This is a genomic window from Aquincola tertiaricarbonis, from assembly GCF_023573145.1.
GTDB classification, from domain to species: Bacteria; Pseudomonadota; Gammaproteobacteria; order Burkholderiales; family Burkholderiaceae_C; genus Aquincola; species Aquincola tertiaricarbonis_B.
On sequence record NZ_CP097635.1, the window covers coordinates 484,534 to 501,153 of the forward strand.

The 16,620-nt window shown below is 66.9% G+C and carries 14 protein-coding genes and 1 pseudogene; 7 read left to right on the forward strand and 8 right to left on the reverse strand.

The features are described 5' to 3' along the window. Positions 1 to 7: 7 nt before the first annotated feature. From MW290_RS02190 to MW290_RS02205, 4 genes are all read left to right on the forward strand, one after another. A complete protein-coding gene (locus MW290_RS02190) occupies positions 8 to 2,452 on the forward strand; it encodes a hemagglutinin repeat-containing protein (RefSeq protein WP_250195687.1) in 2,445 nt (814 codons plus the stop codon). Then, positions 2,449 to 3,258, forward strand: a complete 810-nt coding sequence (locus MW290_RS02195) for an Imm49 family immunity protein (protein WP_250195688.1) — start codon at positions 2,449 to 2,451, stop codon at positions 3,256 to 3,258. Before MW290_RS02190 ends, MW290_RS02195 begins: the two co-directional genes overlap by 4 nt. 198 nt (positions 3,259 to 3,456) lie before the next feature. Next, positions 3,457 to 3,882, forward strand: a complete 426-nt coding sequence (locus MW290_RS02200; RefSeq protein ID WP_250195689.1) for a hypothetical protein — start codon at positions 3,457 to 3,459, stop codon at positions 3,880 to 3,882. After that, the gene (locus MW290_RS02205; protein ID WP_250195690.1) at positions 3,840 to 4,265 is read left to right on the forward strand and encodes an Imm49 family immunity protein; all 426 of its coding nucleotides are present in this window, start codon (positions 3,840 to 3,842) and stop codon (positions 4,263 to 4,265) included. Before MW290_RS02200 ends, MW290_RS02205 begins: the two co-directional genes overlap by 43 nt. A gap of 139 nt (positions 4,266 to 4,404) precedes the next feature. Here the strand turns inward: MW290_RS02205 and MW290_RS02210 are convergent, their stop codons facing one another. The 3 genes from MW290_RS02210 to MW290_RS02220 form a co-directional block, all read right to left on the reverse strand. Continuing rightward, complete coding sequence (locus tag MW290_RS02210) at positions 4,405 to 4,923, reverse strand: nucleotidyltransferase family protein (RefSeq protein WP_250196570.1); 519 nt, start codon at positions 4,921 to 4,923, stop codon at positions 4,405 to 4,407. A 161-nt stretch (positions 4,924 to 5,084) separates the two neighbouring features. Then, positions 5,085 to 6,371, reverse strand: coding sequence for a serine hydroxymethyltransferase (glyA, locus tag MW290_RS02215; RefSeq protein ID WP_250195691.1), 1,287 nt, complete (start codon positions 6,369 to 6,371; stop codon positions 5,085 to 5,087). 23 nt (positions 6,372 to 6,394) lie between these two features. Then, positions 6,395 to 8,224, reverse strand: coding sequence for a SulP family inorganic anion transporter (locus MW290_RS02220; protein ID WP_250195692.1), 1,830 nt, complete (start codon positions 8,222 to 8,224; stop codon positions 6,395 to 6,397). Between the two features lie 194 nt (positions 8,225 to 8,418). Here MW290_RS02220 and MW290_RS02225 point away from each other — a divergent pair, with 194 nt between their 5' ends. Then, on the forward strand, positions 8,419 to 8,847 hold the full coding sequence (locus MW290_RS02225) for a cupin domain-containing protein (protein WP_250195693.1): 429 nt from the start codon (positions 8,419 to 8,421) through the stop codon (positions 8,845 to 8,847). A 17-nt stretch (positions 8,848 to 8,864) separates the two neighbouring features. Here the strand turns inward: MW290_RS02225 and MW290_RS02230 are convergent, their stop codons facing one another. After that, positions 8,865 to 9,521 (reverse strand): glutathione S-transferase family protein, encoded by a 657-nt coding sequence (locus MW290_RS02230; protein ID WP_250195694.1) that lies wholly within the window; start codon positions 9,519 to 9,521, stop codon positions 8,865 to 8,867. A 79-nt stretch (positions 9,522 to 9,600) separates the two neighbouring features. Between MW290_RS02230 and MW290_RS02235 the strand changes: the two genes are divergently transcribed. Next, positions 9,601 to 10,818: a polyhydroxyalkanoate depolymerase gene (locus MW290_RS02235; RefSeq protein WP_250195695.1), complete on the forward strand. Its 1,218-nt coding sequence runs from the start codon at positions 9,601 to 9,603 to the stop codon at positions 10,816 to 10,818. A 24-nt stretch (positions 10,819 to 10,842) separates the two neighbouring features. Here the strand turns inward: MW290_RS02235 and MW290_RS02240 are convergent, their stop codons facing one another. From MW290_RS02240 to MW290_RS02250, 3 genes are all read right to left on the reverse strand, one after another. Beyond that, on the reverse strand, positions 10,843 to 12,204 hold the full coding sequence (locus tag MW290_RS02240; protein WP_250195696.1) for a GNAT family N-acetyltransferase: 1,362 nt from the start codon (positions 12,202 to 12,204) through the stop codon (positions 10,843 to 10,845). Between the two features lie 258 nt (positions 12,205 to 12,462). After that, the gene (locus MW290_RS02245) at positions 12,463 to 13,506 is read right to left on the reverse strand and encodes an isocitrate/isopropylmalate dehydrogenase family protein (protein ID WP_250195697.1); all 1,044 of its coding nucleotides are present in this window, start codon (positions 13,504 to 13,506) and stop codon (positions 12,463 to 12,465) included. 87 nt (positions 13,507 to 13,593) lie between these two features. After that, positions 13,594 to 14,655, reverse strand: a complete 1,062-nt coding sequence (locus MW290_RS02250; protein ID WP_250195698.1) for a GGDEF domain-containing protein — start codon at positions 14,653 to 14,655, stop codon at positions 13,594 to 13,596. A gap of 201 nt (positions 14,656 to 14,856) precedes the next feature. Between MW290_RS02250 and MW290_RS02255 the strand changes: the two genes are divergently transcribed. Next, the gene (locus MW290_RS02255; RefSeq protein WP_250195699.1) at positions 14,857 to 15,567 is read left to right on the forward strand and encodes a hypothetical protein; all 711 of its coding nucleotides are present in this window, start codon (positions 14,857 to 14,859) and stop codon (positions 15,565 to 15,567) included. A 26-nt stretch (positions 15,568 to 15,593) separates the two neighbouring features. On the opposite strand, the pseudogene MW290_RS02260 reads toward MW290_RS02255, so the two are convergent. After that, positions 15,594 to 16,620, reverse strand: a pseudogene (locus MW290_RS02260) (aldo/keto reductase).

Below are 16,620 nucleotides of genomic sequence, written 5' to 3' on the forward strand. Positions count from 1 at the left end.
CCCGGTGATGAGCGCCCGCGAGACGGCCAGCAGCCAGATCACGGCGGTCGGCCTGAGCCGCCACCTCTTCATTCGTGGCAGCGAGACCAGCGCTGCGGGCCATACGCTGTTGCGGGCCGAGGACCAGCTCAACCTGGTCGTCGCCCAGAACAGCACCCAGCAAAGCAGCCGCAGCAGCAAGTCGAACGGCGTCAGCGCAGGCGTGACCCTGAGCGCCAGCGCTGGCAAAGGCCAAGGCGCAGGCGACGCCACCAGCTACAGCAACAGCCAGATCAGCGGCAGTCGGGTCACGCTGGAGAGCGGTGGCGACACCACCCTCCGGGGCGCCGTCGTCCAGGGTGAACGTGTCAGGGTCGAAGCCGGCGGCAACCTCGGCATCGAAAGCCTGCAGGACCAGCACCAGTACCGTGAGAAGAGCAAACAGGTCGGCGGCAGCGTGACTATCGGCCCCTCGCCCGGTGGCAGCCTGAGCGCGGCTCAAACCAGGATCAACAGCGACTTCCTGAGCGTGGGCGAGCAGAGCGCGATCCGGGCGGGCGATGGAGGCTTTGATGTGCAGGTGGCGGGTAAGACCCAACTGACCGGCGCTCAGATCACCAGCACGCAGGCGGCTATCGACCAGGACAACAACCGCTACGAAGCCAAGCAGGGCACGACCACGACTGACTTGCAGAACTCAGCCCGCTATGAGGCCAAGAGCGTGAGCGTGGGGCTGGCGGTCGGCACGCCGAAACCCGGTGCGTCGCTCAGCGCGGGGCTTTCGGGCGTGGGCCTCGGCTCCGACACAGGCAGCGCCAGCAGCACCAGCACGGCGGGCATCAGCGGGATGGAAGGCAACACCGCCGCACGCACCGCAGACGCGGGGTCGGGCCTCAAGCCCATCTTCGACAAAGACAAGGCACGCCAGGAGGTCAACGCGCAGGTGGCCATCACCAGCGAGTTTGGCCAGCAGGCGAGCAAAGCGGCGGGGGACTACGCCAAGCAGCAGTACGACCAGGCCAAAGAGGCGGGCGACAAGCAAGGCATGGCAGCCTGGGAAGAAGGCGGCCAGAACCGGGTGGCACTGCATGTGCTGGTGGGCGGGCTCACGGGCGGGGTGCAGGGTGCTGTGGGCGCAGGCGCAGCCAGCGCGGCAGCGCCCAAGCTCGAAGAGCTGCAAGCGGGCCTGAAGACCGCGCTCAAAGAGGCTGGCCTGGGCGACAGCGCCGCCAACCTCATCTCCGGTCTGGCCGGCGGAGCCACAGCGGCCACGATCGGCGCCGCAGCCAGTGGCGGCAACACAGCCGGCGCGGTCACGGCCTTCAATGCCGATATCAACAATCGGCAGTTGCATCCGACGGAAAAGCAACGGATCCAACAACTGGCGGCCGACAAGGCGCGCACCACTTGCCGCGGCAACGGTGACTGCGAAAAGCAGGTCAGTTTGTATTGGACCGATATGCTGGAGCGCGCCGCCAAGGATCGAATCGAGACGCAAGATGCGATCAAGAACCAAGCGTATTACAACCAGATCATTGCCGCATCGGGCAAGCCTGGCAGTGAAGCCTCGCTAGGGATGGGCGAACGCTTTTTCAACGATTTGGGCGAGGCGCATCTCCTGCTCAGTGCCAACGCGGGAGCCCCGATTCTGGACGCACGTGGACGCCCGGTGCTGGGCACCGACGGAAAGCCCCAGACCTACTTCAGTGCCACACAGGCCCAGCGCGACAACCCTTATGGAAACATCTTCCCGGGTGGATCGCCCAACAATCAAGTGTCCGTTATTGCGGGCAAGGAACAACGAGATCAAGCGCGCCTAGAGAGACTGAATGTGCTGAGTGGGCAAGCCGTGCTTGACACCACGATTGAAGAAATCCTGTTTGGGTTGAGGTTGCCCATCAGAGGCGGCGAACAAGCGGTGCAGGGGGTTGCAAGGGCCTGGGAGAGCAGCAAGGTGCTAGCTGCAGGCGAGATACTCATGTCCAAGGGAGGAAACATCTCGGCTCAACAACTCACCCGAGTGGGCAACCCTGCAGGCTTAACGTCGAGTGAACTCAATATGCTAAAACAGATTGACTCTATGAACAGCGCCCAAGCCGGAACCGTTCGCGAGGTAGTGTCCGACAGCTACTTTCAGCGCAATGAATTCAAGGCGATGGACGGCAAATGCGGCTCAGACAATTGCCTTGATCGTGTTTATCTCAAAGGGGACAAGGTGATCGTCAATGAGGTCAAGCCGCTTAATGCAGATGGGGCGATCAGCCTGAACCCCGGTTATGCCAAAAAAAATCCTCCGACTCAAGGCTCGCTTGATTGGGTGACGAGTCGGGCGCGATTGCTTGAACAATCCGCTGACCCTGTCAAAGCTCAAACAGGCACTGCCATTCTAAAGGCAATCGACGATGGGAACCTGACCGTGGTTATCTCGGGCGTCAACCGAAACGGCATGGTCATCGTCAAGGTGAAACCATGAGCAAAATGCAAGAGACTGCAATGGAGGCCCTTTGTCGCGCGACTGAAGTTTTGGAGAAAAACACAATCGAACGCGTGACGGCGTATACAAGCAAATATTCCAAAATAAAACGAGGGGCAGTCTTATCCCACATTGCCGCCCTTCCAGAGATTCGCGGTTTAAAGGCGCATTTTATAGACAAGGACCCAAAAAGCCTGAAACAAAACTTTTATGTTGCCTGCAAACTCCATATGGCCAGCCTCAGAGAAGCTGAGCCCGTTTACGACCCCTTCTCCACATACACCCCCTTCCTATATGGACTGCTCAGCGACAGTCCAGAAATCCACGACTGGCTGACCCATGCCGCGCTCAAAGACAGGGAATATGTGAAAGGTCCACACTTCCGCTGGCATCAATTTCAACTAGTACTGCGCCGCGATGACGAGGCCCTACGCGAAACCATCGTCCAGGTCGCCAAAAAGGGGGGAAAGCACGACAAAGCACTGTCTCGAGCCGGACAAGACTTCTTCTCGTTGCTGCTCAAGCAAGACAAAGACGGCTTGGAAGCATTGATTGAAGACCAAGCCAAGATCAAATCGGTCAACGAACTCGAGGGTCAATTCTTGGCAGGCTTTGCCGTCATCCACGCCAAGCTGTGCTGGATCCGCGGCATCGAGGTGCAGATTCAGAACCCCTTGGTACCCATGGCGCTAATGCCGATTGAGCCGCTGGAAACGTACGACGTGGAGTACGAATTTTTGCGACCGGGCTGGGAGCCGCCGCCACCGCCGGGGCTGCTCAACAAAATCAGGCGACTGTTTCTCTAAGACCATACCCTCAATAGGAAAGCAATAACCTGAGCAGCAATTGCGGCGGCCTCGGCTTGAGCCTTACTGGGCATGCGTGGCATGAAGATGGCGGCAACGGCGAGCGCGGGCATTGGAAGACAAGACCCATGCCAGGAACGCCGGGGCAACTGGTGGTGCTCCCTGTCACCTTGCCTGGCAGGTAAAGGAACGAGGATCGTGTTGGCGCACTACACCCCTGAACAAATTGCGTTCATTCAAGAGCGCAGGGAGCGCATTGTTGAATGGCCAAGAATTGGTACCGTTCCGGATGCGGTGGTAATGATTGAAAAAGGCGAAGGAAGCTTCAGTGGATGCCTGAGGGACCTAAAAAGGCTGCACACAAATATCGCCGACTACGCCTGGTTCGGCAATCAAGATCTTGCCACCTTCAAGCTCAACAGCTATGTGGTGGCCAAGTTCATTTACATGATCGCCAAGACCACGGGCGAAGAAGGTGTGATGCACGAGGCGGAATATTTTTACGCGTTGCTCAGTGACCACGAACCTGTGATTCAATGGATGATGCGGCAGCCCCCCACTCCAAGCTGTTCAAGCAGCGCATGCTCAATCCCAATCAGAACGAGTACCACTACTACCAGTTGACCCTGGCGCTCAATGGCCAGTGGGATGAACTCGGGCGCAAGGCCGAGGCCTTCCTGCAGGAGCCCCCGACGAAGATGCAGAAGTACGCGCCCGATATGCGCTTCTATTTGGCCTTGGCGCAAAAAGACAAGGCGGGCATGGAGGCAGCCTTGGCAGAGCTCACGAGCCCCAAGGTCGCCAAGGTACGCAACGACGTGTTTGAACTCCCTGTTGCCAGCCGGTTCGTCTCGCCTTTTGCTTGTCTGTATGCCAAGGCCGCTCAACGCCATGGACTCGAATTGGACATCGATACGGTGCTCATCCCCCAGGCTTGGCTGCCGGTTTGTCCGTTGCCAGACTACGCTGACCCCTACGAGTTCATGCGCACATGGAGTATCGAGTAACTGGCTCGGGAACCTGCCACGCCTGAAGGGCTTCAACGACGCTTCTGACACCGACCGCAACCGTGAGCCGCTCCGCGCACCCTGCCGAAGCCAGCCTATGGACGCTTTCCTCGTCGTTCCATGTGTTGGGACATCTCCCTCAGCACGGCATCACCGTCACTCGCGGCCACCGCTTCGTGTACTGCTTTTGGATCACCCGTTGCCGATAGGTTTCGACGCTCACTCGAACCGGATTGCGCCGCACTTGCAGGCCGAAGAGGTCTGCCAGTCCGTGTGGCGCGATGACCTCAAGGGTTCCAGCCCGGGTGAGAAACACCCCGACGGATGTGGCGTACTCCGGCCACGATGCAACCGCCTCTTCCAATGAGGTCAGCGGTGGCACTGGATGACCGAAGCAGCGCTCAAACCAGACGTGGACAAAGGCCTGGTTGGTGACCTCCCAGGGCAGACCAGGTTCAAGCGCCCGGAGCTTGGCCTCGATGCCGGCATCCTGGTCCGGCCGGCCCGGGTGTGCATCGAAGTACGCCACATCGACATCGGCCAGCGCCGACGGCCTTTCGTGACCGTGCAAATGGTCCCACACCAGATTTCGCACGGCGCCCGCCCCGATGCACCAGGACGCCAACTGCAATGACTGCACTGCCTCGAGTGCGGACATGAACCAAGGCGACGCACGGACGATGCGGGTGACTTCTTCGTGAAGAGAGAGGTTCATGGGTCTGCCGATCTGCAGCTTCAAGGTGCACACGATATCGGGCCCGAGCGCCATCCGATCACCCGTCGATCGACCTCGCACTGGCAAGCACAACGCCCCGCGCCTCACCCCCCATAAATCGGAAACCGCCGCGTCATCGCCCTCACCTGCTCCGCGACCGCCGCCTCGGCCGCGGTGTTGTCCTGCGGGTTCGCGGCCAGGCCGGCCAGCACCTGCGCCACCCAGTCGCCCACCTGCTCGAATTCGGCGGTGCCGAAGCCGCGGGTGGTGCTGCCGCTGACGCCGAAGCGCAGGCCCGACATCACCTTGAGGTCGGCGGTGTCGGAGGGAATGGGGTTGGCATTGGAGATCAGGCCCGCGCGTTCCAGGCTGTGGGCGGCCGGGGCGCCGGTCAGGCCCTGCGGGCGCAGGTCGACCAGCATCAGCGGCGTGTCGGTGCCGCCGCCCAGCAGGTGGTAGCCATGCTGCTGCAGCCGCGCCGCCAGTGCGCGGGCGTTGGCCAGCACGGCGGCGGCGTGGGCCTTGAACTCCGGCCGCAGCGCCTCGCCCAGCGCCACCGCCTTGCCGGCCACGATGTGCAGGAAGGGCGTGCCCTGCAGTCCCGGGAACACCGCGTTGTTGATGGGCTTGGTCAGCGCCTCGTCGTTCCACAGCACGATGGCGCCACGCGGCCCGCGCAGCGACTTGTAGGTGGTGGTGGTCACGATGTCCGCATGCGGAAACGGATCGGCATGCGCGCCGCCCGCCACCAGGCCGGCGAAGTGGGCCATGTCCACCAAGAGCCGCGCGCCAGCGGCATCGGCCGCGCGGCGGAAGGCCTCGAAGTCCAGCGCGCGGGCATAGGCCGAGCCACCGGCGATCACCAGCTTGGGCCGGTGGCGGCGGGCCAGGTCGATCACCTGGTCGTAGTCGATCAGGCCGGTGTCGGGCTGCACGCCGTAGTTCACCACCTGGAACCAGCGGCCGCTGAAGTTGGCCGCTGCGCCGTGGCTCAGGTGGCCGCCGGCGTTGAGGTCCATCGCCAGGATCGTCTCGCCCGGCTGCGCCACCGCATGCAGCACGGCATGGTTGGCCTGGCTGCCCGAGTGCGGCTGCACATTGGCAAAGCGGCAGCCGAAGAGCTGGCAGGCTCGCTCGATGGCGGCACGCTCCACCGCATCCACATGCGCGGCACCGGCGTGGTAGCGCTTGCCGGGGTAGCCCTCCACCGTCTTGTTGGTGAGGATGGAGCCCTGCACCTCCAGCACCGCGCGGCTAACGATGTTCTCGGAGGCGATGAGTTCGATCACCTCCTGCTGGCGCTGCAGCTCGTGTGCGATGGCTTCGGCGATCAGCGGGTCGGTCTGCGCCACGGGGGCATCGAAGTAGCCGGGGTGCACGGTGAGGCTCATCTCAACAGCTCCGTCAATAAAAACTAGATTCCGTCGCCGGCCGATGTTCCCGGCCTGGGCGGGCAGTCGAAGAAGATGCGCACGTTGCAGCGCGCGCAGATGTCCGGGTCCAGCCGCGGCACGATGTCGGCCAGCGCGCTGCGCTTGTCTTTGTACAAGTGGTCTTCGCCCAGCCGCTGCAGGAAGCCGGTGGTCTGCCAGGCTTCGACGACCGGTGGCCGCGGCCGGTGGAAATACAGGTCGCCGCCCATCGCGCGGCGGGCGGTCAGCTCGTCCTGCCACAGCTCGGCACCGGCCAGGTCGATGAAGTTCATGCTCTTGCTCATCACCAGCAGGTGGCGCGGCGCATCGGGGCCGCGGCGCAGCTCGTGCAGGCGGTCGGCCACGTGCGCGGTGGCGCCGAAGTACACCGAGCCTTCCATGCGCAGCAGCTTGAGCTGCGGGCACTCGGGCAGCGTGCCGGGCGGGTGGCCGTCGATCACCACGAAGGGCCGGTCGTGCGCGCTCGGCTGGTCGAAGCCCATGGTGCGCATGGCCGGCCGCGAGGTGCGGTACAAGAAGCTCACCAGCGACAGCATGGTGCCCAGCAGGATGGCCACTTCCAGCCGCAGCGTCACCGTGGCCAGCAGCGTGGCGGCGGCAATCGCAAACTCGCTGCGGCTCACCTGCCACAGCCGCTGCCAGCGCGGCAGGTCGAACAGGCCCCAGGCCACCAGCAGCAGCAGGCCGGCAATCGCCGCCATCGGAATCAGCGCCAGCAGCGGCGCGCTGAAGGCCACCAGCAACACCAGCAGCCCGGCCGAAAACACCGCCGCCATCGGCGTGCGGGCGCCGGCTTCCAGGTTGGGCATCGAGCGGTTGAGCGAGCCGCAGGACACATAGCTGGACGAGAAGCTGCCCACGATGTTGGACAGCCCCTGGCCGATGAACTCGCGGTTGGCGTCGATGCGCTGGCCGCTGCGCACACCCACCGCCTTGGCGATGGAGAACGACTGGCCCAGCGCCACGATGGTGAGCGCAAAGGCCAGGCCGGCCAGCTCGGGCACCTGGCTCCACGACACCTGCGGCACCGTGAGCGGCGGCCAGGCCGAGCCCACTTCACCCACGGTGCGCACCGGCGGCCACAGGCTGCCCTGCGCCAGCCACCAGCCCGCCAGGGTGCCCGCGGCCAGGCCCATCAGCATGAAAGGCGAGCTGCGCCGCCAGCGCCGCAGCCCCAGCGCGGTGGCCAGCGCCAGCGCGCCCACCAGCACCGCGCCGGGGTTGAGCCCTTCGATGCGGCGCACCACCTCCACCACCACGGTGCCGGCACTCTGGCCGGCGGGCAGGGCGATGCCCAGCAGGTCGTGCGAGGCATGCACCGCGATGAGCAAGGCGGCGCCCGCGGTGAAGCCCTGCAGCGCCGCCGGCGAGATGAAGTTGGCCAGCGTGCCCAGCCGCAGCAGGCCGATGAGCGCCTGCATCACGCCCACCATCAGCGTGACCACCAGCGCCAGCTGCACGTACTGCGGCGTGCCCACCGCGGCCAGCGGCGCCAGCATGGCGTACAGCGCCAGCGAGTTGGCATTGGTGGGGCCCGACATCACATGCCGGCTGCTGCCGGCCAGCGCTGCCACCAGGCACGGCAGCACCGCGGTGTACAGGCCGAACTGCGGCGGCAGCCCGGCCAGCGTGGCAAAGGCGATGGCCTGCGGCAGCACCAGCACCGCGCCCAGCAGGCCGGCCAGCGCATCGGCCTTCAGCGTGCTGCGCGACAGCTCGAACACCCAGTCGCCCAGCAGGCGGGCGGCGGCCCGTTGCAGCGGGCGGGTTGGCACGGGGGCAGAAGCGGGGCGCGGCGCGTCAGTGGGCATGCGGAACGACAGGGGGCGGCGGGGCAGCAGGGCTAAAGCAGGGCTGGCAACCCCGCGGGCACCGCGGCCCGGGTGTGGCCATGGGCGGTGGACCGCCAGCGCAGCCCATGATAGGCGCCGCCCGGGATGCACCGCGCCGGGGTGGAACGGCGCATGCATGCTGCAGCGCATCAACTTCGCTGATGGAGGCATGCATGCTGGACACCACCACCACACGCTTCTCCCACGTCAAGCCCGGCCAGACGCTCTGGCGCGGCGAAGGCCTGCGGGACTTCTTCCTCTACCGCGACCTGGGCGTGGCCGACGCCACCAACGGCCAGGTGATCGCGCAGCTGGTCAAGGCCAACAGCGCGCCTGAAAAAGGCACCGGCTGGCACCGGCATGAGGCGCAGTTCCACCTGGTGTACATGCTCAAAGGTTGGGCGCGCTTCATGTACGGCGACCAGGAGACCCTGGTGGAAGCGGGCGACATGGTGCACCAGCGCCCCGGCATCGTGCACTTTCTGTTCGACTACTCGCCCGACATGGAGTACCTGGAGATCGTCGGGCCGGCCGACTTCGGCACCGTGGACGTGGAAGGCCCCTGCCCGGTGCCGGCGCCGGGGGCCTGGCCAGCCGCTTGAGCCGCCAGCCTTCCTGATCAGAACTCCATATCGAGCTCTTCGATGTCGTCGGGCTCTTCCAGCGCGGCGCGGCGCCAGTCCTGCATCTCGGGCTCGGCCAGCATGCGGGCGGCATAGCCACCGCACAAGTCGTCCAGCGCCACGTGGTAGGTCTTGAAGCGCGTGGCCACCGGCGCGTACATCGCGTCGGCCATGCCGCGCTGCGCGCCGAAGAGGTAGGGCCCGCCGTACTGCTGCAGGCATTCACGCCAGATCTCCAGCACGCGGTCGATGTCGGCCTGCGCCCGGTCCCAGATGCGAAAGCCCGGTGAGTCGCCCTTCAGGTTCATCGGCAGCGCCGAGCGCAGGTTGCCGAAGCCCGAATGCATCTCGCCGCACACCGAGCGGCAATGCGCGCGCGCCACGCGGTCGGCGGGCAGCAGGCCGGCCTGGGGTTTCAGCTCGTTCAGGTATTCGCCGATGGCCAGCGTGTCCCACACGGTGGCGCCCTCGTGCCGCAGGCAGGGCACCAGGATGGAAGGCGACATCAGCAGCAGCTCCTTGCGGGCGGCGATGTCGTCGGGCGCCACGCGGATCTCGTCCACCTCCAGCCCGGCATAGCGCGTGAGCAACCAGCCGCGCAGCGACCAGGACGAGTAGTTCTTGCTGCTGATCGTCAACGTGGCGCGGGCCATGGTGTTCCTTGAGCGACAACGACGGGGCGATCGACGCAACTGCTGTGCCACGCTGGCTCGTTAGTTGCGTGGACCGGGCATGCTTTACGACACCTACCAGGCGCATGCCGACCTGATGTGGCCCTGGCGCGCGATGGCGCGCAACAGCCTGCCGCTGTTCGACGGCCCGCTGAAGGCGCTGCTGCAGCTGCCTGCCGTGCGCAAGACGGCCGCCGCCCTGGACGTGTTCAGCCTGGCCGAGGTCACGCACAAGCGGCTGCCCTTCGGCATCGACAGCGTGCGGGTGCATGGCGAGCCGGCCGCGGTGGAAGAAGAGGTGGTGCTGGCCACGCCCTTCGCTTCGCTGCTGCACTTCAAGAAGCCGGGCATCACCGACCAGCCGCCGCTGCTGATCGCCGCGCCGATGTCGGGCCACTTCGCCACGCTGCTGCGCGAGACGGTGCGCACCACGCTGCGCGACCACGACGTGTACATCACCGACTGGCACAACGCCCGCGACGTGCCTCTGGCGGCCGGCCGCTTCGGGCTCGACGAATACGTCGAGCACCTGATGGACTTCATGGCCCACATCGGCCCGGGCGTGAACCTGCTGGCCATCTGCCAGCCCTGCGTGGCCGCGCTGGCCGCCACCGCGCTGATGGCCGAGGACCAGCACCCGGCCACGCCGCGCACGCTCACGCTGGCGGCCGGCCCGCTGGACTGCCGCATCAGCCCCACGGCGGTGAACAAGCTGGCCGTCACCAAACCCATCTCGTGGTTCGAGCAGCGGCTGATCGCCCGCGTGCCGCTGCGCTTCAAGGGGGCGCTGCGCCGGGTGTACCCGGGCTTCGTGCAGCTCTCGGCCTTCATGAGCATGAACCTGGAGCGGCACGTGCAGTCGCTGCGCGAGATGTATGCCTCGGTGGCCGCCGGTGAGCACGACAAGGCCGAGCCGGTGCGCCGCTTCTACGAAGAGTATTTCGCGGTGGCCGACCTGCCGGCCGAGTTCTACCTGGAGACGGTGCAGCGCGTGTTCCAGGACTACGACCTGCCGCTGGGCAAGCTCGCCTGGCGCGGCCGGCCGGTGCGGCCCGAGGCCATTCGCCGCACGGCGCTGCTCACCATCGAAGGTGAGCGCGACGACATCTGCGCCGTCGGCCAGACGCTGGCCGCGCACGAGATGTGCAGCCAGCTGCGCCCCACGCTGAAGAGCCACTACGTGCAGCCGGGCGTGGGCCACTACGGCGTGTTCAGCGGCCGCCGCTGGGACACGCAGATCTACCCGATGATGCGCGACGTGGTGTACAGATTCCGCTGAAACTCGGCCGCAGATCAACCGGCTTCAGGCCACCGCCACCGGCACCACCGGGCGAACGCCCACTGGCGCGGGTGCCGGGGCGGCCACGGCCACCGGCATCGGCCGCATCAGGTCGGCCGCGGTCTGGCCCTGCTCCAGCGCGGCCACGCAACGGCGCCACACCTCGTCGGTGGCCTGCAGCTTGAAGCCGTAGAAGCCACCATATTGCGAGCTGGGACCGCCGTTGCGCACGATGCGCACCTCGACCTTCGACTGGTCATGGGCGCCCAGTTCCACCACCGCCGTGCCCACGGCGTCCAGCGGCAGCGGCACCTTGCTCTCGGCCTGGAAGCCGCCGGCCGAGACCTCGATCACCGTCAGCGGCAGCGGCACGCCGCCCAGCACCAGCTGCGCCGGGCAGCGCAGCGAATAGCGCTGGTGCCGCCGCAGCGGATGGTGGCCCACCGGCGCGGCCACGGCGCCGGGCAGCACCGCGTCGTAGCCCGGCAGCCCGTAGATGGAGCGCAGCAGCAGCCGCTTGCGCTCGTCCAGCTCGGCAAAGCCCTGGGTCTGCTGGTTGAAGAAGTGGTCCAGCAGCTCCGGCGTCATCACCGGATCGTTGGTGGTGTGGTAGCGGCGGCGCGGCAGCTGGATGTTGGGCAGCCGCGTCTGCACGAAGTACTTGAAGAGGTTCTTGCGCGCACGGCGTCGGCCGTACACCCGCTCGAACACGCCATGGGCCAGGGCCAGGTCCAGCGTGGCACCCACGGCCGGTGCGCCGTTGGCGAAGTCGTACTTGTCCACCACGTTGCCGCGCAGCCGCTGGAAGAACAGCAGCGACTCGTACAGCTCGATCTTGTCCGGATTCACCGCGATGACCAGATGGCGCACGTCGAAGTACCGGGTGCAGTACTCGTACATGAACTTCATCAGCGGGAACAGGATGGCGCCACCGGTCTTGCGGTAGTCGGGGTGCACCGCCAGCGCCGAGATCTCGGCGATCTGCCCTTCCTTGGCCCGCACCTCGCCCAGGTCGAAGGCCGCCTGCAGCGGAAAGCCGAACACGCCCTCGCGGATCAGCGACATCGTGCCCACCACGCGGCCGTCGATCTTGGCGCACAGCGTGGTGGTGGTGGGCAGCGCGTGGTACGGCGTCACGCGCAGGCCCGAGGGGTGCGGCTTCATGAAGCCGCTGGCCACGTAGGCGTCGTGCAGCAGCTGGAAGCAGGCGGTCAGCTCCTCGCGCGTGTCCGCGATCTTGAGCTGCAGGCTCTCGGGCGGCGCGGGGTCGCAGTCGATCAGCTTGCGGTACAGCCCGAAGCGCCAGCGCACGGGCATCACGTTGAGCGCCCGGCGCAGCGCCTGGTGCCACTGCTTGCGGAAGGAGGATCTCTGGATGCTAGCCATGCTGTCTGCCCCGGTGGTGGTTGATGCCCCTGGAGCGGCGCGCGTACGTCGCCATCGGCCGCTGCCGCGAGACCGACCCGACCGGACCTCTTCACCACCTTGTGCACCGCTGGCGCGGCACCGGGGCCCGTTGCGGGGCGGCTGCGCGGCAGGCGCATCGCTCCTGTCAGGAGCTTCGACCCCCGCAGGTCCCTACTTGAGCTGGCGAAACGAATGGATACCACCCCGCGCCGGGGCGGGGTGGACGGGCAGCCCCGTTCAGCTGTTCTTGATGCGGGCGACCACCGCCTGCGCGAACTCGGGCGTGCTGGCCTTGCCGCCCAGGTCGCCGGTGCGCACCTGGTCCACGTTCAGCGTCTGGTCGATGGCGGTGCGCAGCCGGGTGGCCAGGTCCTGCCGGTTCACGTGGTCCAGCATCATGGCCGCGGCCAGCATCAGCGCCACCGGGTTGGCCTTGCCCTGGCCGGCGATGTCGGGCGCCGAGCCGTGCACCGCCTCGAAGATCGCGGCATTGGCGCCGATGTTGGCGCCAGGCGCCATGCCCAGGCCACCGACCAGGCCGGCCACCAGGTCGGAGATGATGTCGCCGAACAGGTTGGTGGTGACGATGACGTCGAACTGCCAGGGGTTGAGCACCAGCTTCATCGCGCAGGCGTCGACGATCACCGTCTCCAGCTCGAACTTGCCCTTGTACTTGCTTTCGTACAGCTGCTGGCCGGTTTCCAGGAAGATGCCGGTCAGCGCCTTCATGATGTTGGCCTTGTGCACCAGCGTCACCTTCTTGCGGCCGTTGGCCACGGCGTATTCGAAGGCGAATTCCAGCGCGCGGCGGCTGCCCTGGCGGGTGTTGATGCCGGTGGCCATGGCCACGGCGTGCGGGTCGTTGTCGATCTGCACATAGTGCTCGTGGCCGATGTACAGGCCCTCGAGGTTCTCGCGCACCACCACCAGGTTGACCTTCTCGTAGCGGCCACCGGGCACGATGGTGAGCGCCGGGCGCAGGTTGGCGTAGAGCTGGAATTCTTCGCGCAGCCGCACGTTGGAGGAGCGATAGCCGCCGCCCGAGGGCGTTTCCAGCGGGCCCTTCAGCGCCAGCCGGGTGCGGCGGATGCTGTCCAGCGCGGCCTTGGGCAACGGGTCGCCGGCCGACTTGACGCCGGCCAGGCCCGCCTCCTGCCGGTCCCATTCGAAGGGCGCGCCCAGCGCGTCCAGCGCCGCCAGCGTGGCGTCGACGATTTCAGGACCAATGCCGTCGCCCGGGATGAGCGTGGCAGGGATGGGGGTGGAGGTGGTGGTGGACATGGGCAGAAGGGCTGGATCGGTGACGGTTCATGGTATGCCATGCCCGGCCCCGCCAGCCCCTTTCAGGGCCACGAACTGATGGATATGTCAGTCGACCTGGCGGCCGGCCACCAGGCGCAACGCCGGGGCTTCCAGCAGCTTGCCCACCATGTTGACCCGGCGCTCCAGCCGCTCGGCGGCCAGGCGCTGCGCCCGGTGCGCACGGCTGTACAGCTGCGCGGCCGAGACCACCTCGTCGTCGTAGGCGCCCACGCCCAGCGACAGGCTCACGCCCAGCGATTCGCCATCGCCCAGCTGCACCGGCTCGGCCATCGCGGTCTCGATGCGGGCGGCCAGCGCGCCAGCCTCGGCCTCGGCGCCATGGCGCATGACGATGCCGAACTCGGCCTGGCCCAGGTGCGCCAGCAGGTCGCCCACCCGCACCTGGTGGCCCAGGCGGCGGGCCACCTCGCGCAGCACGTCGTCGGCGATGGCGCGGCCGAAGCCGGTGGCGATGTCGCGGTGGCCGTTGATCGACAGCGACAGCACGCTGAAGGGCTCGCCGGTGCGCATCGAATACTGCAGCTCCACGTCCAGCGCTTCGTCGAAGCGCCGGCGGTCGGCGATGCCGGTGACCGGATCGGCCTTGGCCGCCCGCGCCAGCGAGACAGCGCGGTAATGGGCCAGCAGCGCGGTGCCGGCCAGCACGGCGGCGTCCTGCAGGCGCTGCACGGCGGCGGCGTCAAAGGCCTGCGCCTGCGGCGACAGCACGCCCAGCGTGCCCAGCAGCTGGCCGGCTTCATCGACGAGCGCCACGCCTGCATAGCTGCGCGCGCCGGGGGCGGCGGCGCGCAGGGCGGTGGCCGCGGCGCTGACATCGGCTTCCAGGTCGTCGATCAGGCACAGCGGCTGGCCGGCATGGGCGGCGGCAGGCTCGGCCTGCGGCGAGTCCAGGCCCACCGCGGCCTTGAACCACAGCCGGTCGGCGTCCAGCAGGCCCAGGAAGGCCACGGGCGCGCCCGTCAGCGCGGCGGCGGCACGCACCACCGCGTTGAACGCCGGCTCGGCCGGCGTGTCCAGCAGTTCATGGGCATACACGGCCGCCAGCCGCGCCGCCTCATCGGGGCTGACGGCGGGCAGGGAACGGTTCTGGACAACGAGTTGCGACATGGAACGAGCCTTTCTTGGCAGATTCCACCGTATCGGCAACTGCGGGAAAAAACGAAGTGGGGGGTGAAAGGCGGGGGTGTAACAGTGGTCCCTCAAGGACTCGGCGCGCCTCGAGGCACATCCGGTTCTACGCTCGATGGATGACGACGCGCGTGGAAATGCTACCTAAATTCGCTCCGACAACACCTTGCCACTTCACGTATGGCCACTCCACTGAAATCGCTCAAGACCACCGCTGCGTCACATTGGAGCCGCCAGCAGCAAAGAAGTCATCAGCGCCAGATTGACGGCGTGGGCGCCAGCCTTAAACAGCAGAGCGCACGCACCGAGATGACTAAAGGTCTGGGGGAAATGGTCGCCGGCTGGATCACGACCGCGGCAGACGCGCTCTATGGCAAGCTGGCGGAAACTCATGACACGCACCACCTGCTCGCCCTGCGCGGCGAGATCGATGCGCGTTTTGCAAAGGGCGCCCAAGGCGTGCTGCTGCAACGAGTCACCCAGCGCAAGCCGGATTCGGCCGGGAACTTCCTGCCGCAGTATGTGGGCATGTTGGTCGTCGGCGAAGGAAGCACAGAAGCCGAAGCCCGACTGGAGTTGGATCGGCGCCGGCAGGCAGAACAGCCGCGCGACGCTCCTCTGGCGAAGGTATGCACTTCATTAAACCCGACGGGCGAGCCACGCAAGGCACAAGCCTCGCTGCGTCCGGCACCGGAGGGGTACAACATGGGATACGCAGCCTCGCTCAGCGCCAAACTCATGGATGCGCTGGCGCAGAACCCCGGCAACGTCGGCAAGATCAGCTTCGGCGACCTCGCATCGCCGATCCAGCCTCGGTCCTACCTCGAGTTTGACCTCGTCTTCGTTACGCGTGAGCGCTGGCAGGCGGTCAAGGACTCCCAGCAGCGCTGAGCCTCAAGACGGGACAACAGCCCGCCCTACCCCACGACCCGCCCCGCCACCGGGTACACCGGGTCGGTGTAGTGGTGGGTGGAGGCATGGCCCGGGGGCACCAGGCTGTCGACAAAGGCTTCGTCTTCGGGCGTGAGCCGGTAGTCCAGCGCGCCGAGGTAGTCGGTCCACTGTGCCGGCGTGCGCGGGCCGGCGATGACGCCGGTGACCAGCCGGTTGTGCAGCACCCAGGCGGTGGCAAATTGCCCGGGGGTCAGGCCGCGCTGCTCGGCATGGGCCTTGAAGCGCTGCGCCAGGTCCAGCGACTCGGGGCGGAACTCGGTCTGCAGCAGGCGCTTGTCCTGGCGGGCGGCGCGGGTGCCCGCCTCGGGCGCCTGGCCGGGCGTGTACTTGGCGGTGAGCACGCCGCGCGCCAGCGGGCTGTAGCTGACCACGCCCACGCCGTAGTAGGCGCAGGCGGGGAGCACTTCCACCTCGATGCCGCGGCTCATCGCGTTGTAGGGCGGCTGGCAGGCCACCGGCGGCGGCACGCCCATGCGGCGGCACGCCCATGCGGCGGGCGGTTTCCACCACGCGGGCGATGCGCCAGCCGCGGAAGTTGGACAGCCCGTAGTAATGGATCTTGCCGTCGTCGATCAGTCGCGCCAGCGTGGACAGCGTCTCTTCCAGCGGCGTGACCTCGTCGTCGCGGTGCAGGTAATACACGTCGATCCAGTCGGTGCCCAGACGCCGCAGGCTGTCGTCCACCGCCTGCTTGAGCCAGCGGCGCGAGGCGCCGCGCTCGTTGGGGCCGGGGCCCATCGGGTTGAACACCTTGGTGGCCAGCACCCAGCGCTGGCGGTCGCGCTGGATCAGGCGGCCCAGCATGCTTTCAGAGGCGCCCTGGCTGTAGGCATCGGCGGTGTCCAGCGCATTGAGGCCGGCGTCGCGCGCGGCGTCCAGCATGCTGGCGGCCTCGGGCTCGGCGGTCTGGTCGCCGAACATCATGGTGCCCAGCCACAGTGGCGATACCTGCAGGCCGCTGGCGCCGAGCGGGCGATAGACGGCGGCCAT